General features: G+C 69.1%; 22 protein-coding genes. 7 read left to right on the plus strand and 15 right to left on the minus strand.

Features of this window, described 5'->3' with window-relative positions:
- Positions 1-473: 473 nt before the first annotated feature.
- From E3O62_RS06245 to E3O62_RS06255, 3 genes are all read right to left on the minus strand, one after another.
- Positions 474-1,967 (minus strand): amino acid permease, encoded by a 1,494-nt coding sequence (locus tag E3O62_RS06245; RefSeq protein WP_134397902.1) that lies wholly within the window; start codon positions 1,965-1,967, stop codon positions 474-476.
- 141 nt (positions 1,968-2,108) lie between these two features.
- Positions 2,109-3,611 (minus strand): phosphomannomutase/phosphoglucomutase, encoded by a 1,503-nt coding sequence (gene manB / locus E3O62_RS06250; RefSeq protein ID WP_134397903.1) that lies wholly within the window; start codon positions 3,609-3,611, stop codon positions 2,109-2,111.
- Positions 3,608-3,898, minus strand: coding sequence for a DUF3499 family protein (locus E3O62_RS06255; protein WP_134397904.1), 291 nt, complete (start codon positions 3,896-3,898; stop codon positions 3,608-3,610). The genes manB and E3O62_RS06255 overlap by 4 nt, the downstream gene beginning before the upstream one ends.
- 44 nt (positions 3,899-3,942) lie before the next feature.
- Between E3O62_RS06255 and E3O62_RS06260 the strand changes: the two genes are divergently transcribed.
- Positions 3,943-4,395, plus strand: coding sequence for a metallopeptidase family protein (locus E3O62_RS06260; protein ID WP_134397905.1), 453 nt, complete (start codon positions 3,943-3,945; stop codon positions 4,393-4,395).
- Between the two features lie 199 nt (positions 4,396-4,594).
- Positions 4,595-5,275: a hypothetical protein gene (locus E3O62_RS06265; RefSeq protein ID WP_134397906.1), complete on the plus strand. Its 681-nt coding sequence runs from the start codon at positions 4,595-4,597 to the stop codon at positions 5,273-5,275.
- 646 nt (positions 5,276-5,921) lie between these two features.
- Here the strand turns inward: E3O62_RS06265 and E3O62_RS06270 are convergent.
- Positions 5,922-7,472 (minus strand): glycosyltransferase family 87 protein, encoded by a 1,551-nt coding sequence (locus tag E3O62_RS06270; RefSeq protein ID WP_166786429.1) that lies wholly within the window; start codon positions 7,470-7,472, stop codon positions 5,922-5,924.
- 111 nt (positions 7,473-7,583) lie between these two features.
- Between E3O62_RS06270 and E3O62_RS06275 the strand changes: the two genes are divergently transcribed.
- Together E3O62_RS06275 and E3O62_RS06280 are read left to right on the plus strand one after the other, a co-directional pair.
- A complete protein-coding gene (locus E3O62_RS06275) occupies positions 7,584-8,873 on the plus strand; it encodes a molybdopterin-dependent oxidoreductase (RefSeq protein ID WP_134397908.1) in 1,290 nt (429 codons plus the stop codon).
- Positions 8,874-8,884: 11 nt separating this feature from the next.
- The gene (locus tag E3O62_RS06280; RefSeq protein WP_134394062.1) at positions 8,885-9,385 is read left to right on the plus strand and encodes a hypothetical protein; all 501 of its coding nucleotides are present in this window, start codon (positions 8,885-8,887) and stop codon (positions 9,383-9,385) included.
- On the opposite strand, the gene E3O62_RS06285 is transcribed toward E3O62_RS06280, so the two are convergent.
- The 3 genes from E3O62_RS06285 to E3O62_RS06295 are packed head-to-tail and all read right to left on the minus strand — an operon-like array spanning position 9,334 to position 11,329.
- The gene (locus tag E3O62_RS06285; RefSeq protein ID WP_134394063.1) at positions 9,334-10,026 is read right to left on the minus strand and encodes a bifunctional 2-polyprenyl-6-hydroxyphenol methylase/3-demethylubiquinol 3-O-methyltransferase UbiG; all 693 of its coding nucleotides are present in this window, start codon (positions 10,024-10,026) and stop codon (positions 9,334-9,336) included. The two genes, E3O62_RS06280 and E3O62_RS06285, sit on opposite strands and share 52 nt — an antisense overlap.
- Positions 10,023-10,664, minus strand: coding sequence for a DUF2064 domain-containing protein (locus E3O62_RS06290; RefSeq protein WP_134394064.1), 642 nt, complete (start codon positions 10,662-10,664; stop codon positions 10,023-10,025). Before E3O62_RS06290 ends, E3O62_RS06285 begins: the two co-directional genes overlap by 4 nt.
- Complete coding sequence (locus tag E3O62_RS06295; RefSeq protein ID WP_134394065.1) at positions 10,661-11,329, minus strand: glycosyltransferase family 2 protein; 669 nt, start codon at positions 11,327-11,329, stop codon at positions 10,661-10,663. Before E3O62_RS06295 ends, E3O62_RS06290 begins: the two co-directional genes overlap by 4 nt.
- 120 nt (positions 11,330-11,449) lie before the next feature.
- On the opposite strand from E3O62_RS06295, the gene E3O62_RS06300 reads away from it, so the two are divergent.
- Positions 11,450-12,202, plus strand: a complete 753-nt coding sequence (locus tag E3O62_RS06300) for a response regulator transcription factor (protein ID WP_241973349.1) — start codon at positions 11,450-11,452, stop codon at positions 12,200-12,202.
- Positions 12,199-13,365, plus strand: coding sequence for a cell wall metabolism sensor histidine kinase WalK (locus tag E3O62_RS06305; protein WP_134397909.1), 1,167 nt, complete (start codon positions 12,199-12,201; stop codon positions 13,363-13,365). Before E3O62_RS06300 ends, E3O62_RS06305 begins: the two co-directional genes overlap by 4 nt.
- Positions 13,366-13,478: 113 nt before the next feature.
- Here the strand turns inward: E3O62_RS06305 and E3O62_RS06310 are convergent, their stop codons facing one another.
- The 8 genes from E3O62_RS06310 to manA all read right to left on the minus strand — a co-directional run bounded on the left by E3O62_RS06310 (position 13,479) and on the right by manA (position 24,674).
- Positions 13,479-14,543 carry an NAD(P)-dependent oxidoreductase gene (locus E3O62_RS06310; RefSeq protein ID WP_134397910.1) on the minus strand — a complete coding sequence of 355 codons (1,065 nt, stop codon included), beginning with the start codon at positions 14,541-14,543 and terminating at the stop codon, positions 13,479-13,481.
- A complete protein-coding gene (locus E3O62_RS06315) occupies positions 14,540-15,511 on the minus strand; it encodes an MTAP family purine nucleoside phosphorylase (protein ID WP_241973350.1) in 972 nt (323 codons plus the stop codon). Before E3O62_RS06315 ends, E3O62_RS06310 begins: the two co-directional genes overlap by 4 nt.
- A gap of 25 nt (positions 15,512-15,536) precedes the next feature.
- On the minus strand, positions 15,537-16,994 hold the full coding sequence (locus E3O62_RS06320) for a DUF5719 family protein (RefSeq protein WP_134397911.1): 1,458 nt from the start codon (positions 16,992-16,994) through the stop codon (positions 15,537-15,539).
- The gene (locus E3O62_RS06325) at positions 16,984-20,109 is read right to left on the minus strand and encodes a glycosyltransferase (protein WP_134397912.1); all 3,126 of its coding nucleotides are present in this window, start codon (positions 20,107-20,109) and stop codon (positions 16,984-16,986) included. The genes E3O62_RS06320 and E3O62_RS06325 overlap by 11 nt, the downstream gene beginning before the upstream one ends.
- Positions 20,110-20,253: 144 nt before the next feature.
- The gene (locus E3O62_RS06330) at positions 20,254-20,574 is read right to left on the minus strand and encodes a WhiB family transcriptional regulator (protein ID WP_104100299.1); all 321 of its coding nucleotides are present in this window, start codon (positions 20,572-20,574) and stop codon (positions 20,254-20,256) included.
- A gap of 158 nt (positions 20,575-20,732) precedes the next feature.
- Entirely contained in the window at positions 20,733-21,707 is a 975-nt protein-coding gene (gene galE / locus E3O62_RS06335) for a UDP-glucose 4-epimerase GalE (RefSeq protein ID WP_134397913.1), read from the minus strand.
- A gap of 406 nt (positions 21,708-22,113) precedes the next feature.
- Positions 22,114-23,070, minus strand: a complete 957-nt coding sequence (locus tag E3O62_RS06340; RefSeq protein WP_134397914.1) for a hypothetical protein — start codon at positions 23,068-23,070, stop codon at positions 22,114-22,116.
- 257 nt (positions 23,071-23,327) lie between these two features.
- Complete coding sequence (gene manA / locus E3O62_RS06345; RefSeq protein WP_134397915.1) at positions 23,328-24,674, minus strand: mannose-6-phosphate isomerase, class I; 1,347 nt, start codon at positions 24,672-24,674, stop codon at positions 23,328-23,330.
- A 134-nt stretch (positions 24,675-24,808) separates the two neighbouring features.
- Between manA and E3O62_RS06350 the strand changes: the two genes are divergently transcribed.
- Positions 24,809-25,987: an acyl-CoA dehydrogenase family protein gene (locus tag E3O62_RS06350; RefSeq protein WP_134397916.1), complete on the plus strand. Its 1,179-nt coding sequence runs from the start codon at positions 24,809-24,811 to the stop codon at positions 25,985-25,987.
- The last annotated feature ends 205 nt before the right edge of the window (positions 25,988-26,192 follow it).

Here is a 26,192-nt window from a genome sequence, read left to right on the forward strand (position 1 = left end):
GATCCTTCACCGCTAGAAACGGATCCAAACCACGAGGTTTTTGGCATTTGACATTGTGCACGCTGTTGAGTTCTCAAGGATCGGACGCACTCGACTTCAGGCCCATATGGGCTGTCGCTTCGAGGCAACTTGTATAACGTAGCTGCCCGGCCACACCCTGTCAAATCACGGAAAGCAGCCGATTCCGAGTGCGCCAAAGCGACTCGAACAACCACCCACCAGAGCAGACACGCAGCCGGAGAGAGTTACCATCTTAGGCCTCCCCCACACTCACCTGAAACAGGAACAAGCATGAGACGAAGCTAAAACTGTGGTTCCACATGAGGCCGGGAAGCTCTGCGGCTTTCCGCACCTGTGGGGTACGTTTGAATACATTACGGCCGTCACACCGGGCCGTCAAAACCAGCAACCGCCCGGGCGTGTCACGCCCCAACGGGGCGGAAACGCAGCTTCCGTGCCACCGCGACGGCACCCTATTTCAGCACAGCGGCTCTGCCGCTCGGGGCGAGAGTCTCGGCCTCGTCGTCCTTCACTTCGGCGGAAACGGAGTCATCCGCACCGGGGTGGGCGGCGCCCCTGTCCCCACGGTACTTCCACAGGCCGATGCCGACCACGACGCCCGCGAGCAGCAGGGACATCAGGAGTTCCATGCGGGTGCGCTCGAGAATGGCCATGCCCGCGAGCAGCGCAACGATGGCGCCGATGGCCAGCCAGGTCAGGTAGGGGAAGGCCCACATCTTCAGGCTCAGGCGACTGGCGGCATCCGTGCCCATGCGCCGTCGCAGGATCAGCTGCGACACGGCGATGACGAGCCAGACGAGAAGCGCGATCGCTCCAGAGGTGTTGACGAGGAGGAGGAAGACCGTGTCGGGCGCGATGTAGTTCAGACCCACCGTGATGAACCCGACGACGGTGGAAGACAAGACGGCGGCGCGCGGCACGCCGCGGACGGAGATTTTCGACCACGCCGGGGGTGCGTCCCCGCGTTCCGACAGGGAGAAAAGCATGCGGCTCGCGGTGTAGAGACCCGAGTTCAGGCAGGAGAGCACGCTGGTCAGCACGATGATGTCCATGATCGTGCCGGCCCCGGGGATTCCGTAGAGCTCGATCACCGCGACATAGGGACTCTTGGCCACGGAAGCGCTGTTCCACGGAAGCAGCGTGACGACGACGGCGATGGATCCGATGTAGAAGACGAGGATGCGCCATACGGTGGATTTGACTGCCTTCTTGACCGCGTCGACCGGGTTCTCGGACTCGCCGGCAGCGATCGTGGCGATTTCGGCGCCGAAGAACGAGAAGACGACCACGAGCACGCCGCCGAGGACGGCTCCGCTGCCACTGGGGAAGAACCCGCCGTTGCCGGTGAGGTTGGTCAGGCCGGGGGCCGCGACCCCGGGCATCAACCCGAGAATGGCCACGACGCCGAGCAGAAGGAAGACGGCGATGGCCGCCACCTTGATCGACGCGAACCAGAACTCGAATTCACCGAACATTTTCACTGAGGCGACATTGGTGCCCGTGAGGAGAACCATCAGGATAAGAGCCCAGGCCCACTGGTCGACCTCGGGCACCCAGCGGTGCACGATGGCGGCGCCGGCCGTGGCCTCGATGCCGAGGACGATGATCCAGAACCAGGCGTACAGCCAGCCGATGCTCAGCCCAGCCCAGCGACCGAGGGCTTTGTCGGCGTAGGTAGAGAACGAACCGGTTTCTGGATGCGCCGCCGCCATTTCGCCCAGCATCCGCATGACCAGGATAACGAGCAGTCCCGCGGCCGAGTAGGCCACGAGGATGCCCGGCCCGGCCTGCTGGATGGCAGCTCCGGACCCGACGAAAAGGCCGGCTCCGATCACGCCGGCGATCGCGATCATCGAGAGGTGTCGCGGTTTCAGGGACTTGGACAGCTGCTGCCCTCCCCCGCCCTTTTTTGCGGCAGTGCGGTCTGTGTCCGTCTGGTTGGCCATGTCACTCCAGTTTCAGTGGGATGCTGCCACCCCGACGGTGGGGCCGACTGCTATCCATTGGTGCTTCGTGAGTCAGCGTATGACCGGCGATTACCGGCGCCGAAATCAACTCGCGGGTGGAAACGTGCTTGTAACGTGCGATTAATCGGCGGGCATGAGTGCGAGGACTTCGTCGCGGATGCGCACCATCACCTCAGGGGTCCCGGCCTCCACGGTGAGTCGCAGCCGGGGCTGCACCTGCTTCTGTTGCTGCGGCGCTCGCTCCGGCTCGGTGCGCGATGGGCGCACGTTGAACCACCAGAACGGTTCGTCGACGCTCGTGAGGCCGATCACCGTGAGGCCGTCGATCTCCTCGAAGTCGGCGGAACCCGTGTAGGCGTCGACGACGCGCGCGTAGACCCCGGGCAGGTCGTCGACGGCCATGCTGATCTCGCCGGAATGGGCGTAGGGCATGGCATCCGTCGCCAGCGCCGACAACGGGCGGGGCTGGAATCCGAGCTCCGCCAGAACGTGCAGGGCCGCGAGCAGACCGCTGTCGGCGCACCAGAACTGCGGGAAGTAGTAGTCGCCGGTGTACCCCAACCCGAACACTGCCCCGGTGGCCCGCAACTCGGCCCGCATCCGGGATCCGTCGACCGAGGTGGGGACCGCGGCCGCGCCGGCCGCCTCGATCGTCTCCGCAACGAAGCGGGAGACATTGAGGTCGTGCAGAACCACCACATTCCGGTCAGGGTCCTCGATCCGCGCGCTCGCGATGGCGCGCCGGGCGAGCACCGCGCCGATCGCGGACGGGGGCACGACGCACCCGGTCTCGTCGACCACCACGCAGCGGCCGCCGTCCGCGTCGAAGCCGAGCCCGAGGTCGGCCTCGTGCCGAATCACGGCATTCCGCAGATCGGTGAGGGTGGTCGGGTCGGCAGGGTCGATGGTGTGCGGCGGGAGGTCCGGGTCCTGATCGAAGAAGAGCGGGACGATGGTGAGGGGTGCTGGGCGCGGTGGTTCGGCAGGGTCGGCCGCCGCGGAGGCGCCGCCGGCCGGGCCTCCGGCAGCTTTGCCGGTATCGTCGCCGAGAACGTAAGGCACCGTGACGGCGGCGGCGCCGCGGCCGGCGTCGACCACGACGGTGAGCGGGCGGATGCCGGTGAGCCCGACGAGCGCGCGCAGCCCGGCCGCGTAGTCGGGCAGCAGGTCGTACTCGCGGCGGCGACCGGGTATCGCCACCGGGGTCGGCCCGGCGGCCAGATAGCCGACGGCGCGGTCACGGATGGCGCCGAGACCGTGGTCGTGCCCGATCTCTAAGGCACCCGCCCGAAGCATGGTGAGTGAGGTGGCCGTGATCCGGGCGGCCGGGGCGTTTCGGGCTCCCGAGCCGAATCGAATTTCGTCGGTGGAGCACACGCCGAGGTCGACGACGGTGGCCCCTCGGGCTTCCGCACCCCGGGTGAAGGCGGCCACGAGCTCGCCCGCCGCGCCTCGGTCGTGACCGAGGAGTACCTCGCGGCTCTGCGCACCGACTTCGTCGACGAAGGCAGCGGCAAGGGCAGCCACCATCTGCGCGGTCAACGGTACGGCAGTCGTGCCGCTCACCTCGTCCGGGCCGACCGCGGCGCCCAGGCGGGCGGCGGCATCCGTCTCGTCCGTCATTTCGCGGATCCCGACTCGGCTTCCGGCCCGGCGGCCGGCCCGGCGGCCGGCTGTGCGCCCGGCCCGTCGGCCGGTTCGGTCACCGGCCCGTCGGTGCGGAGGCGCACCAGCTGCCAGCCCTGCGGAGCTGCGGTCAGCCGGGCGTGCCGGGCACAGAGGTCGAAGGTGTGCGGCTCGCGCTGTACTGCGAGCGGACCGAGGACGGCCATCGCGTCGGCATAGTCGAAAGTGAGAGTCGCGGCGGATTCCTCCGGGCAGGCGACACGGGAGCAGGGCCGGAATGACATTGGCTACAGGTTACCCGTTCAACGGGTCGAACTAGGATGAGGGCATGTCTCGAGTTCGCCGTTCTGCCGTGTCGACGCCGGCCCCCGTTCAGCGCGGGCGAGGTCGGGACCGGCACGGCCGGGGCATCCGCAGCTCGGCGACCGGACCTTATTTGCCGCCGTTGCAGACGCGCATCGACACCTTCGATACGATCGTGGCGTCAACCGTCGACTACCTCCGCTCAGTCTGGCCGGAGCAGCTGGGTGATGTGAGATTCGTGGTTGCGGCCGGTCCTGCCTCGGTGCTGCCGGGCGCCGGAGTGGAGCGCTGGGCCGTGAACGCCGCGGAACGTCGCGTGGTCTTCTACCGTTTGCCGATCCAGCGCCTGACGCGGCTGCACCGGAACGACGACCTGCACCGGCGGATGGTGATCGAGAGCTGCGTGTTCCGCGCGATCGCCGAGCTGCTCGGCAAGGACCCGTGGGACCTGGCGCCGGATCGGTTCCGGCACTTCTAGGCTTCCGCTCGCGTCCTGTGCTGGCGGCGGCCGGGGTGCGCTCGGCCACTTTTTTGTGCCCGGATCCCCGTAATGACGGTGCTTGTGGCCGAAGTTTGCACCAATTTGAACTAATTCCAAACCGTTTGACGGAGGGGACCGAACCTCATTCAGCACCAAGAACCGCTGAATCCCAACCACAGACCCTAAGGATTTCCTCATGCGCTCATTCACCAAGACCACGCTCAGCCTCGCCACCGCGGGCCTCCTCATCGCCGGCCTCTCCGCCTGCTCGACCACCGCCGATGCGACCGCCCCGGCCGAGAATTCCTCCTCCTCTTCCTCCGAGAAAGCAACCCCCAAGGCTCTCGCTTCGATCCCCGCGCTGTCGGGCGTCGACACGTCCGTTCTCCTCGACGCCGACTTCGCTGCGGCGCTGACCAGCCTTGGTCTCACCCCCGGCACCGTGGGCACCGCCACCCTGACCGACGGCAGCCTGCACTTCCCGATCACCGGTGGAAACGTGGACTACTACGACCCCGAAGAGGACTACCGGCCCTTCGTCCAGGGCTCCATCGAACACGAGGGCTCCGGCTTCTCACTGACCGCCGGCGAGACCACGGTCGAATTGACCAACTTCACGATCGACCCGGGCACCAGCAAGCTGTTCGGTGACGTGAGCGTCAACGGAGAGTCAGCCGCCACCCAGGTCCTCCTCTTCAACCTCTACGGCGGGACCCTGAAGCCGCTCCAGATGGACGGCGACAACGCCATCCTCGAGGGCACCACCGTGCACATCTCGGCTGAGGCTGCCGGCCTGCTCAACGACACGTTCATGACGGATGCTGTCGCTGACCAGCTCCTGGTCGGCATCGCGAAGATCACGGTCGCCACCAAGTAACACCGCTTGTCAGGAAGGGCCCGCTGCGCAGCTGCGCAGCGGGCCCTTCCTTGTGTTGCTCGCGGTGGTCGTGACGCTGACCCGGCGCCCGGTTGCATGATGACCCGGCGGCCCGGTTCTGCCGCCCGCCCGGTTCTGCCGCCCGCCCGGGTCATCTGCCCGCCCGGGTCATCCGGGGCGGCCGCGATCGCTAACTTCGGAGATTTTCACAACACGCCGCTCACCCAGGCGCCACAACCGGAATTTCGCGAAAATCTCCGCATTTACGTCACACGGCGGATGCGAGGTGAGGGCCGTGTGACCGTTGCCCGCGGCGGACAGCTCAACGGATTGCGCCGTGGCCCCTCTCCTCCTCCACGATATGGGTCTCATCGGGTCATCCACAGAGGGATGACTGGTGCCGACCTGGGGCATGGAATGTCAGTGGGTACCCGTAACGTCGCCCTCATGGAGCCCACTTATAGCGAGAAGTTCGAGGCCCGGGGCGACACTTCGAGGCGATTCAGGCGACGCGGGCGGAGTCCGCCCGAGTCGGGGCCCGATTCGCCGCGCAGGTCGATGGAACCGGCCGGTATTCAGAGAGCACGGCCCGGACGCGACTCAGGGGAGCTCCGTGCACCTGCCCGACGGGATGCTGAAGGAGACGTCACCGACCGGGCGGACTCTCCGCAGCAAACCGGCCACGATCATCCGCCCGGCGAGGCATCCGGCTGAGGAGGAGAAGAAGAAGAAGAAGTAGGAGAAGAAGAAGGAGAAGCCGGCGTAGAAGGTGAAGAAGGCGCGGTAGCCGGATTCGGACGTACCGGCGCCGTTCTGATCGGGTGGAACAGGCGTNGTGGAACAGGCGTCGTGCCACCTCGGGGCGGGCGCGGTGGACCGACATGACGACAATGACGACGATAGCCGTGGCGATGGCCACCCGGGTGAGCGGAATCGACGGGACCAGCAAACGGAGGGTGAGGGCCATCGGCACCAGAAGCCATTCCCAGCGGCCGCTGAGGGCGATGAACGGCAGCAGCAGCAGGGCATACCAGGAGTACCGCGGGCTCAGAATGAGCAGCGCACTGCCGATCATGACAAGTTGGCCCAGCCAGGGCTGGTCGGGGTCCGTCTTCCAGATCACAAGCACGGCAATAACGAAAAGCAGCACGCCGGCAACGATGACGGCCGAGCCGCCCGGGGCGACCAGCGAGAGCAGGGCGAAGCGGGTGCCGTCCTCGTACCCTTCCTCGGAGAGGTAGCCGGGCAGATAGCCGAGCACCCCGATACCGGTGGTCAACACATACGGCACGTACAGGAGCAGGAAGGTGACCACGGCGGCCACGGCGACCTTCCACCCCTGGCGCCGCAGCATGGCCGGGGCCGCGAGCACGGGAATCAGCTTGGTCGCGATCGCCGCGCCGAGCGCGATCCCACCGCTCCAATAGCGCCGGCCGGTGACCAGGAACACCGCGCTCAACGTGAAGACGACGCCGAGCATGTCGATGTGGGAATTCGTGACCGCTTCCGTAGCCACGAGCGGACACCAGGCCCAAAGCGCGGCGAACCGCTGGTCGATGCCACGGCGGCGCATCCCGACCAGCAGCATCACCGTGGTGCCGACGCTGAGCAGGAGGCCCGTCAGTTGCAGGGGCCAGTACTCCGCATCCGGCCCGGTGACCGCCCGGACGCCCGCGAAGAAGATCTCGGCGGCCGGCGGATAGATCGTGGGCACTCCGGTGCGGTTCAGTGCCGAACACAGAATCTCGCCGGACTCGCTTTTCAGCGCCGTCTGGATGCGTTCGCCGACGCACGCGAGATCGCCGGCCGCGGTCAGCTCCGGAGCCGGGAACAGCCAGTCGGGGCGCAGGGCGTCGAGCCGATCGTCGGCCGGCGTGTAGGCATACGGCGAAATGCCCTCGGTGGCGACGATGCCGTCCCAGGCGTAGCGCGCGGAGTCCGTGCTCGTGTTCGGCGGACCGACCATGGCCGCGGCCCCGATCCCGATCGATCCCGCCAGGATCAGCACGACCACGGCCCGGCCCCGCACCTCGCGCAGCGAGATCACGGCGAGCGCGAAAAGCAGCCACAGCCCGGTGGTGCAGATGACCAGAGGCACCGTGTCGCGTCCCGGCTTGAACAGGTCATACGCGAGCACGCTGAAGGCGGTCAGGGCCGCACTGGCGGCAAGGAGGAGGGAGACAACGGCGATACGCACCCTGCCATCCTGACGGAACCCGGGCATTCGGGCCCAACCGTCCCGGTGCGCGTCACCGGACCGTAAGGATTGCGCCGCCTCTCCGGGCACCCCGGATGATGCAATGGAACCATGAGACGAATGATGTACGAGGCCCAGCGCGCGCTGGCCTCCCCGGTGCGCAATCCCCGGCTGGCGGTCGTGATCGGCCGGCTGCTCGGTGCCGCGTTCATCGTCTGCTTCGGCACCGGCCTATACAGCCATTTCCTGCAGGAGCCGCTGCCGTGGATGCGGTTCCCGACCCGGCCCGCGTCGCTCTACCAGATCACCCAGGGCACGCACATCGTGGCCGGCATCGCGTGCTTCCCGCTGCTGCTCGCCAAGCTCTACATCGTCTTCCCCGGCCTGTTCCAGTCGCCGCCGGTGAAATCGTTCCTGCACCTGCTCGAACGCGCGTCGATCGCCCTCTTCGTGGGCGCATCCCTGGTGCAGATCACCATCGGCCTGATCAACACCTACCAGTGGTACCCGTGGCCCTTTCCCTTCCGCGAGGTGCACTACGCCCTCGGCTGGGTGTTGGTGGGACTGCTGGTGCTGCACATCGGCATCAAGCTGCCGATCATCACACGGTTCTGGAACGGGCGCGCCGCTGCCGAGCACGAGGCAACGGATGCCGCGAGCGACGTTGAGTCACCGGCCGACGTCGAGGCGGTGCGGCTCTGGGGCAGCGGACGTCCGTCCGGTGTGACGGGCCGGTTGATCGCCTGGATCGATTCCACGCCGTCGCTCGTGAACGAGACGACGACCGTGAGCGAGACGACGACCGTGAGTCGCCGGGGCTTTCTCACCACGGTCGGAATCGCCTGCGCCGCCGTGGTGGGGCTGACCGCCGGCCAGACCTTTGCGCCTCTGGACGCGGTGAACGTGTTCGGTCCGCGCAAGAAGGGCGTCGGCCCTCAGGGCCTCCCGGTGAACCGCACGGCCGAAGAGGCGAAGGTCACCGCGTCGGCCGTCGCCGCCGGCTGGGTGCTCACCCTCGCTGCCGGTGGCGTGGAGCGCAGCTTCAGTCGGGCCGAGCTCGAGGCCCTGCCGCAGACCGAGGTGGAGCTGCCGATCGCCTGCGTCGAGGGCTGGAGCCAACTGGCGGTCTGGCGCGGGGTTCGCCTGTCGGAACTGGCCGACCTGGTCGGGGCCGACACCGGCGCATCCTTTCGTCTGATCAGTCTCGAGGAGCGCGGCAGTTTCAAGAAGACCGAAATGGGACCGGAATACGTGCGGGATCCGCTGACCCTGGTGGCACTCGAGCTGAACGGCGAGACGCTCGACCTGCAGCACGGTTACCCGGCGCGCATGATCGCCCCGGGACGGCCCGGAGTGCTGCAAACCAAATGGCTGAGCCGGATCGAGGCGATCACCGCATGAACACCGCAGGTATGACAACAGCACGCGCGACCACCGCGCTCCCCCACGCCGGCGACCGACGGATGCGCGCAGCCCGCACCACGCTGATCCTGATCGGCACGTCCGGGCTCCTCTTCGGCCTCTACGTTCTATTCGACACAGTGCGGATCACCCGACTGCCCGGGGTGGCGCTTTGGATCGGCGCGGCGATCGTACTGCACGACGCCGTGCTGGCGCCCCTGGTCTTCTTCTGCGGCCTTCTGCTGCGCCGCGCGGGGCGCCGCGTCACGGGCACGATCGTGCTGGTCGTGCAGGCCGCCATCGTGGTCGGCTCGATCATGACGCTGATCGTGGTGCCCGCGATCGTCGCCCGGTCGCTCACCTCGAACAATCCGAGCATCCTTCCGCTCGACTACGGGCGGAACCTCGCTCTGTTCTGGGTGGCCGTCGCCCTGGTCGCGACGGTTTGGTCGGTCGTGCTCTACGCGCGCAGCAGGCGCGCGAACCAGCGGCCGTCCAGCCGCCAGTCCTGAGTCACGACCAGGCCGGCCGCTCCGGCACGGTCGCGGAGGCCGTCAATGCCGATTTCCGCCCAGGGGAACACGGCGCTGCGGCTCCCGGTTGAATCCTCGATGGTGCCGAGGTAGCTGTCGTCCCGGGCCGGGTCGTGGCTGAGTTCGACCAGGAGCACGCCGTCCGGCGCCAGCAGTTCGGTGCAGCGCGTGAGCAGAGCGGATGCGTCGCCACCGATTCCGATGTTGCCGTCGACGAGTAGGGCGGCCGCCCAGGCACCCTCCAGTGGCAGAGGGTCGAAGACGCTGCCCTGCAGCACGTCGAGGCCGGCGTCGGCGGCCATGCGCACGGCTGTCGCCGACACGTCGAGGCCGAGCGCGGTCATCCCCAGCCCCATGGCCGCCCGCACCATGCGGCCGGGACCGCAGCCGATGTCGAGCACCGGGCCGGTGATACCGTCGAGCAGGCACAGGTCGGTGTCGTCGGCGTCGGCGCTCCACCGGCCGGCGTCGATGGTGGCGTGCTCGCCGGAGGACGCCCGGCGCAGGTAGAGCACGTTGTCGGCGTTGCGCAGCGCGGCGGCATAGGGCTCCGCGCCGCCGGCACCGAAGGTGGTGGGTTCGGCCCACTCGCCCTCGAGTTGTGCGGCCAGCAGCGTCATCGGAGATTGTCCGTCGGGCTCGGCGGCATCAGGGCGGCCAGGGCCGCGGCGAATCTGCCGGTGGGCGCGATCCCCGCCACCCGGTGGGCGTCGTCGATGGTGTCCACGTCGGTGAGGGTAGGCAGCAAATTCACGCGCAGCCCGGCATCCGTCAGCCGTTTCAGCTGCACGGCGCCAGTGTCGTCCCGGGACATCGGTACGCCGCGGATCAGATCGCCGGTCGGGTCGTTCAGGGCGAGTGCCCAGAAGCCGCCGTCGTTCGCGAAGCCGAACCAGGCATCCACGTCGTCGGTCCAGTCGGTGAAGACAGGTTCGAGCAGGGCAGAGGTGATCTGCGGAGTGTCCATGCCGACCAGCAGCATGGGACCCTCGCAGGCGTCGAACACGGCCGCGAGCCGCAAGTCGAGGGTGCCCTCCACCTGCGGCAGGATCTCGTAGCCGGCGGCTGCGTTCGGCGCAACCACGCCGTCGAAGGCCAGGATGCGGCGGGTCGCGGGCAGGGCGGCGACCGCGGCGAGGGTGTCGTCGAGGCTGGCCGCCGCCAGCTCGGCGGCCTGCTCGAGGCTCAGCGGCGGGTGCAGCCGGGTCTTCACCCGACCGGGTAGGCATTCCTTGGCGATCACGACGATGGTCGTCATCGGCGCGTCTCCCGGAGGAGGGCGGACATGTCGTTGACCGCGGTCAGGGTGCCGCGCACGGTCCCGGTCACCTTGCTGCGGCCGACCCGGGGCGAATACGTCGTGTCGACCTCAAGGATGCGCCAGTTCGCCGACGCCGCTTTCAGGAACATCTCCAGCGGATACCCGCTGCGGCGATCCTGGAGATTGAGGTTCAGCACGGATTCGCGGCGCGCGGCGCGCATGGGGCCGAGGTCATGGATGTTCACCCCTGTTATTCGGCGCAGACGCCAGGACAGACTGGAATTGGCGAGGCGCGCGTGCAGCGGCCAGGATTTAGCGGTCGCGGGCCGGCGGCGGCCGAGCACCAGATCGGCGGATCCGGCCCGCACGGGGTCCACCAAAAGCGGCAGTTCGGCCGGGTCCATCGACGCGTCGGCATCGCAGAAGGCGACGATCGGCGCGGTGGCCGCCAGGAGGCCCGCGTGAGCGGCGGCGCCGAAGCCGCGGCGGGCCTCGTGCACCACCAGGGCGCCTGCCGTGGCGGCGATCTCGGCCGATCCGTCGGTCGAGCCGTTGTCGACGACGATGGCCCGATACCCCTCCGGGAGGCGCGACAGCACCCAGGACAGGGCGCCGGCTTCGTTCAGGCATGGCAGCACGAGGTCCACCTGGATCACAGTCATGGGTCGACACTAAGGGGGCCGGCCCCACCGAAACGGCCAAAGAGATTACGGAGTGAGGAAGAAACGGTGTCGCCTGCTCCCGCCCGGCACACCCGGTGCCCGCCGCTCTATCCTGAACTCGTGCCACTTTCCCTGCCCCCGGGCGATTTGCGCCCGCTACCGCCCCTCGAGCGCCGCATCCTCGTCGTCGACGACGACCCGACCGTGTCCGAGATCGTCTGCCGGTACCTGCGGGCGTCCGGGTTCGTGGTCGACGAGGCCGCGGACGGGCTGGACGGGCTCACGAAAGCCGAACAGCTGCGGCCGGACCTGGTCGTGCTCGACCGGATGCTGCCACTCCTGGACGGAATCGAGGTGTGCCGGCGCATCCGCGGGGACTGGGAGATCCCGGTGATCATGTTGACCGCCCTCAACCAGGAGGAGGACCGCATCGACGGCCTCGAGGCCGGCGCCGACGACTACCTGACCAAACCGTTCTCCCCGCGCGAGCTCGTGCTGCGGGTGCAGTCGGTGCTACGCCGGAGCACGGCGCCCGCCGTGCCGGCCGGGCTGGTCTCGGCCGGCGACTTCGCCCTGGACGCGCAGGCGCACGAGGTGCGGCTGCGCGGCGAGCCGCTGGTGCTCACCGCGCGGGAATTCGACCTGCTGGCCTACCTGATCGGGCGTCCGCACACCGTGCTCAGCCGGGAGGACCTGCTTCGTTCGGTCTGGGGCTGGGAGTTCGGCGACCTGTCCACGGTGACGGTGCACGTACGCCGGCTGCGGGAGAAGATCGAGGCTGACCCGGCGCAGCCCCGGCTGCTGAACACGGTCTGGGGGGTCGGTTACCGGTTCGACCCGGTCCCGCTGGCTCTCACGGGGCGGCAATCATGACACCGGAGGTGCTGCTCACCGTCTCCGTATTCACGCTGGCCTGCGCGGTGGTCGTCGGCGGCGCCGGCCTGCTCACCCTGCGCCTGCTCTCCCGCGCCTCCCTCGTACTGCAGCTGATGGTGATCGCCCTCGCCACGGTGGTGTCGGTCGTCGGCGGGATGGCGGCGGTCGCCTCGCAGATGTACGTCTCCCGGCACGACCTCTCGGTCTTCTACTCCGTGGCCAGTGTCGCCGGCCTGGTGTCGCTGGCCATGGCCGCGGTGCTCGGCCGTCAGCTCGCCCGGGACAGCCGCTCCCTGCGCTCGGCCGCGGCCAGCATCGGGCGCGGCGAACGGGTCGCGGCGACCGACCGGCACAGCAACAACGAGTTCACGACGCTGGCCGGGGAGCTGGCTGCGACCGGGGAACGCCTCGCCGAATCCCGCGTCCGCGAGAATCAGATCGAGGAGTCACGGCGCGAGCTGATCGCCTGGATCTCCCATGACCTGCGCACGCCGCTCGCGGGCATCCGTGCCATGGCCGAAGCCCTCGAAGACGGCATGGTCGAGGACCCGGAACGGTACTACACGCAGATGCGCGGGCAGGTGGACCGGCTCACGGGTATGGTCGACGACCTGTTCGAGCTGTCGAAGATCCACTCCGGCACCCTGCGCCTGAGGCTGCAGCCGGTCTCGCTCTACGACCTGATCAGCGACACCGTCGCCGGACTCTGGCCGATCGCCCAGGGCAAGTCGATCGACCTGCGATTCGCCGGAGAGACGGGGCTGACCATTCTCGCGGACCCGCGCGAACTGTCCCGGGTGGTCGGCAACCTCGTCATGAACGCCATCCAGCATTCGCCGGCCGGCAGCTCGATCGTGGTCTCGGTCACGGCCAGCATCGGATCGGGTGCCGGTGCCACCGACCACGCCGAGATCTCGGTGACGGATGCCGCTGGCGGCATCCCCGAGCAGGACCTCAGCCGGGTCTTCGAAGCCGGCTGGCGGGCGAGCGGTCCGCGCACCCCGGCGGCCGAACCGTTGGGCACCGGCGGCGCTGGCCTCGGCCTGGCCATCGTGCAGGGGATCGTGCGGGCGCACCACGGCGAAGTGCGGGTGCGGAACGTGCCCGGCGGGTGCCGGTTCGAGGTGCTGTTGCCGCGGCATCCGATCGCTACGGGCTGATCCGCGCCGGACGCCCCGAACGAATTCGACGGAGATTTTGCCCATAAACCCTGTTTTCGGCCTCAAACCGACTCTTTTCGGCAAAATCTCCGTCGAATTGGTTCATACCGGGGCTACCGGGTGACGGCGGCGCGCAGGGGCGCGTTCGCGAAAGCGCGCATGCCCTCCTCGAATGAAATGCTGGGTGCCCAGTCCAGTTCGCGGCGGAGTCGCCCCAAGGAGGCCGTGATGTGGCGCACATCGCCGAGCCGGAATTGCCCGGTGACGACGGGGGTCGGTCCGTCGGTGGCCACGCTGAGGGCCGCGGCCATCTCGCCGATGGTGTGCACGACGCCGCTGCCCACGTTGAAGGGGCGGAAAGTGGACGGCTCGATGCCGGCGGTCCAGTCGAGCGCGGCGAGGTTGGCCGAAGCGACGTCGGCGACGTGCACGAAATCGCGACGCTGGCCGCCGTCTTCGTAGACCCGTGGGGCCTCGCCGCGTTCCAGCGCCGAGCGGAACAGCGACGCGACACCCGCGTAGGGCGTGTTCTGCGGCATCCCCGGCCCGTAGACGTTGTGGTAGCGGAGCGCCGCGGCCCGGCCGCCGGTGGCGCGCGCCCACGCCGACGCGAGGTATTCCTGTCCCAGCTTGGTGCTCGCGTAGACGTTGCGCGGGTCGAGCGGGTCGTCCTCGGAGATGAGCTGCGGCTCGAGGGCCTCACCGGTGGCCTCATCGACGGGGTCGAACACGCCTCGCAGCAGATCGGCCTCGCGGCGCGGTCCCGGACGCGTGAAACCCTCCGGGCCGCGGTAGCTTCCCTCCCCGTAGACCACCATTGAGGAGGCCAGCACGAACCGGTTGATCCCGGCCTCGGTCATCGCCGCGAGCAGAACGGCCGTGCCGACCTCGTTGCTGTGCACATAGTCGGGGGCGTCGGCGAAGTCCACGCCGAGGCCGACCTTCGCGGCCTGGTGACAGACGGCATCCGTGTCGCGGAGAGCGAGCGCGACGACGGATGCGTCGGTCACGTCGCCGACGAGCACGTCAACACCGTCCGGAAGCACCGGGAGTCCACCGTGCACGTCACTGCGAAGGGAGTCGAGCACCCGTACCTGCCAGCCGCGGGCGAGCGCGTCCCGGACGATCGCGCCGCCGATGAAACCGGCACCACCCGTGACGAGCAGGCGCCGGGTCACGCGTCGGCTCCGGCCGGCGCGGCTGGGGCTGGGGCTGGGGCAGGTGCAGGTGCAGGTGCAGGTCGACGATCGAGCACCACGCCGACCTGCCCGGGGGCGATCAGCTCGCGCGGGGCGAAATTCTCGGGCAGGGCACGCAGGATACCGTCGATCGCGGCCAGGATCCGCGGCTGGGCGGCCCGGAGACGCGTGAAGACCAGGCTGGCGGAAACGGTATCCGGGTCGGCCTCGGCCCGAGGTGTGTCGATCTGAGCGGTGTCGGTCTGAACGGTGGGCACCGGGGCCAGGCCTGCGTCGGCATCGGTGACGAAGGAGAGATTGACCGTGCCCATGTTGAGTTCGGCGGCCAGGACGACCTCCGGGTACTGCGTCATGTTGACGGTGTGCGCTCCCGCGGCGCGGAACCAGAGCGATTCCGCCCGGGTGGAGAACCGCGGGCCCTGAATCACGACGCAGGTGCCGGTGGGTGCGAAGTTCTCCTCCAGCGCCGCGAGCGCGCCGATCGCGAGGCGGCGCAACTCCGGATCGAACGGGTCGGCTGCGGCCAGGTGCGCGACCGTGCCCTGGTCGTAGAAGGTGTCGGCACGGCCCGAGGTGCGGTCGATGAACTGGTCGGTCACCACCAGCATCCCCGGCGGGTATGCGGGGCTGACGCCGCCGACGGCCGAGGAAGAGATGATGGCCTTCACGCCCAGCGACGCGAGCGCCCAGATGTTGGCCCGATAGTTGATCAGGTGCGGCGCCACCGAATGGTCGCCGCCGTGCCGGGTCAGGAAGGCGACCCGCCGGCCGGCCCGCAGTCCGATGGTGATCGACGCCGAGGGAGGGCCATAGGGCGTGATGATGTCGACGGATGTCTCGGTGCCGGCGTCGAAGAGCCGGTACAGTCCAGACCCGCCGATGACGGCGACGCTCACGGCAACGCCCTCGTCGGTGGTGCTGGTGGTGGTGCTGGTGGTCTCGATCACGGGATCTCCAGAGGTTGGAAGACGGTTAGCGGGGGTAGACCCGGATCGGGGCCGCCAGTGGCCCGGCCTGGCTCAGTGGGAATGCCGCGAGCAGCCCGTCGCCCGCGTAGGCCACCGAAGCCACGCTCGAGGTGCCGCCGGACACGAGGTAGCGCTGCGACTGCTCCAACGGCATCGTGGCCGAGCCGCCGGCCGGCACCGTCACTGTGCTGGATGCGCCATTGTCGGGGGTGGCCGTGTAGGTGGCGTCGACGGTGCCCGTGTTGACCAGGTTGAGTTGCGGGGACGGGCCGTCGGCGACGGCCACCAGGAACTCGTCGGCGAGGGCGTCGGACGATGCGAACCAGGCGAAGTCGCGGCCTGCGGAACCCGCCGCGGAACTCTGCGCCGCGGCCACAATCGGCTCGCTGGCGGTCAGTTCCAGCGAGTAAGTTCCGGGAACGAGCCCGGTCAGGGGCACCTCGGTGGCAACCCCCGGCTGGATGTCGACCTGGACCGAGGCCCCGGCCGCCTGGCCGGTCGCACCGGTCACACCGACCTGAACCGTCGCTGCCTCCGTTCCGGGCACAAGCACCCGCACCGAGGTGACGTCGTCACTGAGGCCGCCGACCTCGTCGGGGGCATCCGATCCGGCCGCGTTGGAGACGATCACGCCGGCGATGGCCACGGCCTCGGCAGGGCCGTTGGAGGGACCGAGGAGGTCGACGCCGCCGGGTTCCAGCCCGCGCACGATGCTCTGCTGCAGCGTGGCCGCCACCTGGCCGCCCTTGGATTGCACGTGCAGCACGGGTGAGCGGAGGTTGGGGGCCAGTCCGGCGAGGGAAACGACCCGCTGGGTGCCCGGCTGCACGAGGATTCCGGTGGAGCCGGGGGCATCCACCTGCCCGGTCTCGCCGAACACGGCCAGGTCGACGGTGGCCACGACCGTGGTGGGGTTGCTGAGCAGCACGAGGCTGGTGCGGCCGATGTCGGTGGAACCGCCGACGAGCCAGCTATCACCGGCCGCCTCCCCGCAGCCTGCGACGGCCAGGCCACCGAGTGATTCGCCGCCCGCGATCTGGGACTGGCTGCCCGTGACCAGCGGTGCCGCCCCCGACCCGGGTGGGGTCGGAACGCGCAGCAACTGCGGTGCGCCGAACGATTCGGTGTTCGCGTTGTCCGGGGCCGCGATGGCTGTAACCTCCGGTTCGATCCACCCCGGCTCGCCCGACGCCGCATGGGCGCCGAAGACGGCTGCAGCGCTTCCGACGGAACTGGTGGCCTGTGCCTGGCTGGAATCCTCGGCCAGCACGAGGAGAGGCCCCGGGCAGACTCGTTGCTGCTCGCTCGGATTCGGCGACACGATGATGGACGACGGCCCCTTCTCAACCGTGGGCCAGGTGACGAGGGTTGCCGCGCCGACGGATGCGACGACGACGCCGAGACCGACCAATCCGGCCACCGCCCGCGCCCCGAACAGGACGATTCCGCGTTTACTGGGCATGGTCGTGTTCCTCCGAACGGGCGCCGATTTCCGTGTCAGGTCCGGAATCGGGTCCGGTACCGGGTCCGGTACCGGAATCGACGTCCGGTGACGTTCCTGGGACGGCTTCAGTCGACGTGACCGGTGCGGCTGTGGCGGGGGCGCCCGCCGCCGCGGGCGTGACGGCGCGCTCGGCGGAGGGCCGGAAGCCGGGCGCGGGCTTCCTGCGGGCCGCCGCCTTGGCGATGCGCTTGTTTTCCCTGGTGCGGGCCTTCGCCGTGTTGCGGATGGCGTCCCGGCTGGCCTGGCGCACCGCCTCCGGCCCCGCGCCGGTGGGGATGGACAAAAGCACGGTGGCGCCGACCACGAGCACGGCGATGACGAGGAACACCAGACCGAGGGTGCCGCCGGCGTTGGCCGGGATGGCGCCGTTGGCCGCGGTGGGGACCGGGGCATCCGTCACCTCGTGCTGCCAGAGCCGGCCGAAGACCGTGTCTCCCACCGGCGCCAGGGCGGCGTTGCCGTCGAGGGCGGTCGTGGTGCGGCCGGCGGTCTCTTCCGCCGCGGGGGTGACCGGCGCCGTGTTTCCGGGACCGGTCGGTGCGACGGCGGCCGGTCGAAGCAGCACAAAACGGATGCCGAAGTCGGCCAGGCCGGCCGCGGCATCGAGCCCGCTGCGGGAGGCGAGGTTTCCGGCCAAAGTGGCCAGCTCCTCCTCCCGCGGGCTGAGAGTCACGTCGGTGCTGCTGAGGGTGGACTGGGTGTTCAGGGTGGCGCCGGGACCGCGCACGATGGTCGCGAGGATGCCGCCGTCGGGTTGCGGCACGATCTGCAGGGTGCCGACCCGGGCATCCGTCTGCGCCTCGGCGCTGACGAACGCGGGTTGGGTGCGGTCGATGCCCTCGGCCACGACACTGGTGCCGAGGGGCAGGGCCGCGACCAGCGGCGCCACCACGATCACGAGCAGGGCGACCACGGTGACCGCCGGTGCGATGGCGAAACGGCGCATGCCGCGCAGGGCCAAGACGACCGCGCCGACCAGTCCGAGCCAGTACAGGCTGAGCCCGGCGCCGGCCCAGATACCGACCGACTGGCCGCCGACCGAGGAGAGGGAGAGCTGGCTGGCGGCGACGGCCGTGCCCGCGCCGAGCAGGGCGGTCAGCAGCGCGAAGCTCGCGCCGCGGGCCCCAGGCAGGAAGAGGGCAAGGGCGCCGAGTGCGGCCAGCGGGACCAGGAGCACCGGCACGAGCACGGACGCGTCGACACCGGGCAGCCCGAGCGTCTCGAGCAGCGGGGTCCACCCGCCGAGCTCACCGGACGGGAAGCCGAGCAACAGCTGCCACACCGAGACGTCGGTGGCGGGCAGAGGCAGGCCCGGGTCCGCCAGCAGGGCCAGCCAGTTGCCGCGCAGTCCCTGATTCCAGATCAGAGGTGCCGCGAGGGCGAGCGCCGCCAGAGGGATGCCGATGAACCGCATACCGCTGCGCCCACTAAGCAGCATGGCGATCAGCCAGACCACCAGGAGCGCGGGCGCGAGCGACGGCGCCGCAGCCACGATGGCGGCGAACAGCAGGGCCGCGGAGCCGGACGCCGACCACGAGCGGGCGGCCATGAACCCGGCGAAGAACAGCCACGGCAGCAGCAGGTGCACGAGGATCGCAGCCGGACGCCCGGCAGCGAGGGCGCTGAGGAAGGTGGGCGACAGCATCCAGAGCACGGCGGCGATGGCGCGAATGGACGCGCGCTCGGAGAGGCGGGTCGCGGCAAGCCAGGCGCCGAGGGCGGCCAGCGGCAGGGCGAGGAAGTGGAGCAGGACGAGCGAGAAGGACGGCGCCCAGAAGGTGAGCGAGCCCAGCACCGCTAACACCGTGGCGAATGGGTCGGCGCCGCCGACAAAGCCCAGGCCGATGTCACGCCAGCCGTAGCCGATGCTCCCCCAGAGTTCGGCGGGGGTGTCCGCCAGTGGCAGCAGCCCGCCGCCGATGAGGGTGCGGGCGCCGATCAGCGGGCCCAGGACGATGAGGCCGGCCACCAGGGCGGCCAACACGGTCCACGCGCCGCCGCCGGAGATGAAGCGGATTTCGGGCACCTCGCCGTTCACACTGGTGAGGCTGGCCTCACGGCGGAGCGCCTGGCGGCGACGCACCTCGACGGTGGGCACACGCAGCGAGGCGATCGATGCCCAGCCCAGGGCGCGGGTGGCGCCGAAGCGGCGCCGGGCAGCACTTACCCGCAGACCGCTGAAAGCCGCGGCAAACGCGGCAGAGTACTCACCCAGAATCGCCCCGGGTTCCTTCTGCAGCAGCTGCCCGAACGAGCGCAGCACCGCGAGGGGAACCAGGGCCAGCCAGTGCAGAGGGATCATCCAGCGCGGGGAGTAGACAAGCCGGCGATGCAGCTGCGCGGCGCGCATGGCACGGAGGCGCTTGCGGCGCGCGCGGCCGCGGGAGGAGCCGCTGGTGCCGGCAACGCCGTCTCCGGCTGAGGCCACCTGAGCCGCGGCGACGCCGGAGACACGGTAGCCGGCCATCCGCACGCGCACACAGAAATCGAGGGAGTCGTCCGCGGACGGCAGGGCCGGGTCGAAGCCGCCGAGCTGCTGCCAGACAAGGTGGCGCACCAGCATGCCGCCGGCGCTCACACCGAGCACGTCCCCCATGCCGTCGTGCTGGCCCTGGTCGAGTTCGCTCTCCACCAGGGTGACGGTCGCACCGCCGGGCGTCAGGGACTGCCCGAATTCGTGAATGTAGTCGCCGGCGTCCCAGTCCATGACCTTGGGACCGGCCACGGCAACGGATGGCGCAATCTCCAGTTCGCCGAGCAGGGCCGCCAGCGCGCCGGGTTCCGGAGCACTGTCCTGGGCGAGGAGCCACAGCATTTCGCTGTCGGACTCGGCGGGGGCGATGACCCTCTCGGCCGTGGCGATGGCCTCGCCGAAGCTGAGTCCGGCATCCGCTGAGATGAAGTGAGTCGGTGCGTAGGCAGCCAGAAGCGCCGCCGTCGTGTCGGTCGATCCGCAGTCGACCGTGATCACAACGTCGGGTTGACGTGTCTGGCGACTCAGCGCCTCGAGAGTGCGTTCGAGGTGCTTGGCGCCGTTACGGGCAACGAGGATGGCGGTGACTCTGGCATGCATATGGAGATCAGCCTAGGTCGGATCGGGCCCGATGAGGAGCAATGGGAGGGGCGAGCCTGAAAAACACTGTCTCGCCTCCGGTGTCGCAGCCGGCGTCGGGTCCGGATCCGCATGCCGTGGGTCGTTTTACGGCCCGTCTGAGGCCTAGCTGGCCCGCTTGCGCAGTTTGCGCCGTTCCCGCTCGGACAGGCCGCCCCAGATTCCGAACCGCTCGTCGTTGGCGAGCGCGTATTGGAGGCACTGGGTTTTCACCTCGCACGAGGAGCAGATCTTCTTGGCATCGCGGGTCGACCCACCCTTTTCGGGGAAGAACGCCTCCGGATCGGTCTGCGCGCAGAGCGAGTCCGATTGCCACGACAGAAGATCGCCGTCGCCCGCTTCCTTGCGAACACCGGGAACACCCAGACGGACCGGGTCAATGAACCAGTCCTCCGGTACCCCGGCACGAGACTCTGATAGCGCCATATCGTCATCCACCCCACTGCAAAATGTGCCCAAAATTACGCGTCAGGACTAATTACAGCCGTGTAATTCCTCGCCGTCAAGTCGCTGATACTAAACCCTCGATATTTGCTGGAGGGTTTCGACTCGCCCAAGAGCGAAAATCGGTGGGATTTGATTGGTCACAACGCTGAGACGGATGCCGCCTGCCGCGATTCCCAGGCGCTCTGCACCATTTGCTCCAGGCTGTGGCGCATGGCCCAGTCCAGATCGCGCGCCGCGAGTTCGCCGGAGGCGACGATCCGGTCGGGGTCCCCCGCACGGCGCGGACCGATCACGGGCGTGAAGTCGATGCCGGTGACGGCCGCCACGGTGGACATGATCTGCCCCACCGACACTCCGTCGCCGCTGCCGAGGTTGTAGACGGGAAGCACCGGCTCGCCGGCGTCCAGGTGGCGGGCCGCAGCCACGTGCGAGAGGGCCAGGTCTGCCACGTGGATGTAGTCCCGCACGCACGTTCCGTCGGCGGTGGCGTAGTCGTCGCCGTTGATGCTCGGGATGCGGCCCTCCATCAGCGCGTCGAAGACGAGGGGGAAGAGGTTGTGCGGGCTGGTATCGCGCAGGTCGAGCGCTCCGGACCCGACCACGTTGAAGTAGCGCAGCGCCGTGTAGCGCAGCCCGGCAGCGACGGCCTGGTCGCGCAGCAACCATTCGCCGATCAGTTTGGACTCACCGTAGGGAGATTCGGGATTCTTCGGGGTGTCCTCGGTGACCAGGTCGGTGTGCGGGGTGCCGTAGACGGCCGCGCTCGAGGAGAACACCATCCGTTCGACCTCGCACGCCTGCATGACCGACAGCAGGGTGGCCATGGCCGTGACATTCTGCTCGTAGGTGTGCAGCGGGCGCTGCACCGAGACCCCGGCATACTTGTAGCCCGCGACGTGCACGACGCCGGTCACGGTGTGCTCGGCGAAGGTGCGCATCAGCAGCTCTCGGTCGAGGAGGGTGCCGCGCACAAACGGCACGTCGGCAGGCACGAATTCAGCGTGCCCGCTGGAGAGGTCATCGACGACGACCACCTCGATGCCCTCCTTCAGGAACGCACGAACGATGTGGGAACCGATGTATCCGGCACCTCCGGTGACAAGCCACGCCATCTGAACCTCGCAAGATCTGACGGCAATCGAGCACTGCCGCTCTGCAAGCCTAGCCTCGGTGGCGGAGGCTGCTGCTGGTCGATCAGCGCGGCAGCTCGTCGGGGCGGGTCGCCCGGGTGCCCGGCGCGGCTCGCCGCTGCCCGGCGCGAGTTCCCGGACGAATTCGACGGAGATTTTGCCTCACCACCCCCATAACTGGAGTTTTCAAGCCTAAATTCGCAAAATCTCCGTCGAATTCGTTCGGCCCGCAGGGTGGCGGACGCGGGGGCGGGCAGGGTCGGGCAACGGATGGGGCCGTGATTGCGACGCGCGCGGGTGCGCCAGGCGGCTCGACCGCGAGCTGGGCGGGTGCGCGCCGCGGCGCAGGGGCGACAACTGATGCGGGGGCCGGGAACCGACCCGGGCCCTAGCCGAGACGGCGGCGAGCCCGCATCATCCGCTCGTGGAACGGCGGAAACGCAGCCGACGGCTCGCGGAGGTAGTCGTACTCCAGCGCCGTGACCATCGCCCGCACACACAACCCCCACTGTTTGCGAAGGAGCGCGTAGCTGAACCTCAGGGTGCGCCCGTTCTGGCTTGCAACAAGCAGATCACGTTCCCGGTCGACCTCGAAGGCGATCGGATCGTCATGCCAGTCCTTCCCATCGATCTCGACGAAGGTCGACGGCCCGATCTGGCCATCGAGATGCCCGACCCCGCTGACGAACGGTTGCGGAACGAAGGGGATGTCCGCGGCCAGGGCCTTGAGCCGGAATTCCGTTTCCCCACCCGCGGCGGCGCGTCCGTCGACCTCGTCGCGCCAGGACTGAACCCGCAGCGGCGCGCGGGCGAAGATCCAGCCCAGGTCGTCGAGAATAATCCCGACGCCGTTTTCCTGGGCGCTGTGCAACGCGGCATCCAGACACACGATTGCGGTGACCCGGTCGTGGTTGTTCAGAATGTGCACCAGGGCCTCGTGCACGCTGGTACGCCACACGCAGTCGCCCCGTCCGCCGATCGCGTCGTCGCTCCACGTCACGCGACACCGCACACCGTCGAGCACATCCAGCCGTGCGCGCATGTCCGTCGGGCGCCGCAACCCGCGCGCGGCGCTGGGGACGCTGACGTGGAGCCTGCCGGTCGTTGGGGTCCAGATCCCGTAGGACTTCAGGCAGCTCAATCCGGCCAGCCGGCCTCCGATCCGGAACGCCTCGACGGCCGACGGCGGCGCCGACGGAACCGAGTACCAGCCCTTGCGCACTCGCACGACCGTTCCCCGGTTGACCTCGCCGCGGAGGTGCCCATCGCTCCAGCCTCGGGCGCGGAGTGCGGCGCGCTTGACGAAGAGTCCGTGGTCGAGGATGTCCCTGGTTAGTGAGCGCATGGCCCGCAGCCTTGCAGCGGAGTCGAACACGCGCCGCGGCATCCGTCACCTTGGGGATAACGCGCCGCCCCCACCGGGTGGGGGGGCACCGTTTCCCGCCCGGACGCTCCCGATCAGACCGCCCCAGCACCTCCGCGCTGCTGCGCGGGAGGGCGACCGCGAACGAATTCGACGGAGATTTTGCTCCTAACAGCGCACAAACCTGCAAATAGCGGGTTCGAGCGCAAAATCTCCGTCGAATTGGTGGGGAGCCAGGGCTAGGGGGTCGTGGCCAGAAAAACCTCGCCGACGCCGGCAAACGTGAGCGTGCCTTCATCGGGCGTGATGTAGACGGACTCGCCGCGCTTGAGGGCGACGGATGCCCCCGCGCCGGCCACCAGAAATCCCCCGGCCGTGCAGATGGCGATCGCGGGCCCCGTCAGCGTGAACTGCCGCATCGGCACTCCCGTGCGAGAACCCGCACCCGCACCCGCATCAGCACCCTTACCCCCGGGAGAAGCCGCAGCCGCGCGAGAACCCGCACCCGCATCCGCGGCTTCCGCCGCGATGTGCACGAGCACGAAGTCGTCGACGTCGGGTCGGTACTCCGAGACGCCCGGAGACGACAGCACGGGCGGAAGGTACGGCACGGGCAGCGGTGTGAAATCGAGCACCTCGAGCAGTTCGTCGACGTCAATGTGCTTGGGGCTCAGCCCGCCGCGCAGCACGTTGTCCGAGGCGGCCATCAGCTCCACACCGAGGCCGGACAGGTAGGCGTGGATGTTCCCGGCAGGCAGGTAGAGCACCTCGCCTCGGCGCAGCGACACCCGGTTCGTCAGCAGCGAGATCACGATGCCGGGATCCCCCGGGTAGGCGCGGGCCAGGTCCCGCACGGTGGCGAGTTCGGGCGGGTAGTCGAGTATCGCGCCGCTCTCGGCCAAGTCGGCCGCGCTGACGGCGAGGGCAACCACCCGCTCGACCAGCCAGGCCACCTCGCCGGAATCGCCGCCGCGGCCGTCGCGCAACAGCCAGTCGACGCAGTCGCGCAGGGCGTCGTCGCCGAGCAGGTGCCGCTCGAGCGCATCGAGCGCGCCGGGCTGCGGGTCGTCCGAGGCCACATCGAGGGCGCGCAGCTCGCCCAGGATGCCGCGGATCTCGGCCGGCTCGCGGAACCCGCAGAGGGCCTCGAAGGTGTCGCTCAGGGCGAAGATCACCTCGGGCTTATGGAACGGGTCGCGGTAGTTGCGGTCCGCCGCATCCTGCGGAATACCGGCCGCGTTCTCCAGGCCGAAGCCGATCCGTGCCCGATCCGCGGTCGGGTGCGCCTGCAGCGAGAGCGGCCCCGCGGCGGCGAGGATCTTCAGGAGATACGGCAACCGCGGAGCAGCGGGCGCGGCGAGCGCGGCGCCGAGGGCCTCCTCCGGGGCTGCGTGGATCCAGTCCAAAAGGGTGTGGTGGCCGCCGACCTGCTCGGGGTCAATGATGACGCTCGGCGATCCCGGGTGTGCGCCCAGCCAGAGTTCGGCCTCGGCTGTGCCCGACGGATCGTAACCGAGCAGACCCGCGATGGCGGTGGTCGAACCCCAGGCATAGTGCCGCGGCGAATTGGTGATGCCCACAAACATGGCGCTCTCCTGCACTCTTCGGTTTAGACCAAACTACCAACCGCCTGCGGCGTGCCGGTTCCGCGACCGTAGGCTGCGAACATCCGCCGACCGCCGCACGCCGGCCGTCGCCACCCCCTGCAATGGAGCACCTGATGACCTTCGAGCTACTGTCCAGCGACTTCTACGGCTACGAGAATCTGCTGACCGATCAAGAGAAGACCGCGCTCGCCAATCTGCGCGCCTACCTCGAGTCGGACGTTCGGCCCATCGTGAACGGATGCTGGGAGCGCGCCGAGTTCCCGGCCGAGGTCATCCGGCCGCTGGCGGCGCTCGGGGCCTACTCCTTCGGCTGGCCCGAGACCCGGCCCTTCCCGAACTCCGCGGTGTTCCGCGGCTTCGTGGCCCTGGAGACGGCGCGCGTGGACGCATCCGTCGCCACGTTCGTCGGGGTGCAGAACGGCCTCGCCTGCGGAACCATCTCGGCGACCGGCTCGCCGGAGCAACGCGACGAGTGGCTGCCGCGCCTGGCGAGCGGGGAGCTCGTGGGGGCATTCGGGCTGACCGAGCCGCTCTCCGGCTCGGACGCGGCGCAGGGACTGCGCACGACGGCCACCCGCACCGGCAACACGTGGCTTCTGAACGGCGCCAAACGCTGGATCGGCAACGCCACCTTCTCCGACATCACCATCATCTGGGCGAAAGACACCGCCGACGGCATGGTCAAGGGTTTCATCGTGACCACCGACACCCCCGGCTACAGTGCCACCCGGATCGAGGGCAAGATCAGCCTGCGCTCGGTGCAGAACGCCGACATCGTGCTCGAGAACGTGGTCGTGCCCGAAAAGAACCGGCTGCAGAACGCGAACTCGTTCAAGGACACCGCGAAGGTTCTGCGCCTGACCCGCGCCGAGGTGGCCTGGGCGGCCGTGGGAACGTCGATCGGCGCCTACGAGGCGGCCGTCGCGTACGCGAAGGAGCGCACGCAGTTCGGCAAGGAGATCGGCGGCCATCAGCTGGTGCAGGACCTGCTGGTGAAGTCGCTCGGCAACATCACTGCCAGCCTGGGCATGGTCGTGCGGGTGTCGCAGATGCTCGACGAGGGCAGCCAGCGCGACGAGCACGCCGCCCTGGCAAAGCTCTTCACCACCGCCCGGATGCGCGAAACGGTCGCCTGGTGCCGCGAACTATTCGGCGGCAACGGCATCGTGCTCTCGTACGATGTGGCGCGCTTCTTCTCCGACGCCGAGGCCGTCTACTCCTATGAGGGCACCCGGGAGATGAACACCCTGATCGTGGGGCGCAGCATCACCGGCCAGGCGGCCTTCGTCTAGGCGAGCCAGGGGCCGCGCCCGCCCTAGCCCCGAGTCCCGAACCGCGAGCCCCGAGCCGCGAGCCCCGAACGAATTCGACGGAGATTTTGGCCAAACCAGTCCCCAGCGGTATTTGTCAACCTGTGTGAGACAGGTTGAGGATGGTTTTTTGGTGCGGGTCGTTGATGCAGACGCGGCGGGGCAGGGTGGGTGGTTTGGGGCGGTG

The organism is Cryobacterium sp. TMT2-15-1, from assembly GCF_004402345.1.
Taxonomy (GTDB): Bacteria; Actinomycetota; Actinomycetes; order Actinomycetales; family Microbacteriaceae; genus Cryobacterium; species Cryobacterium sandaracinum.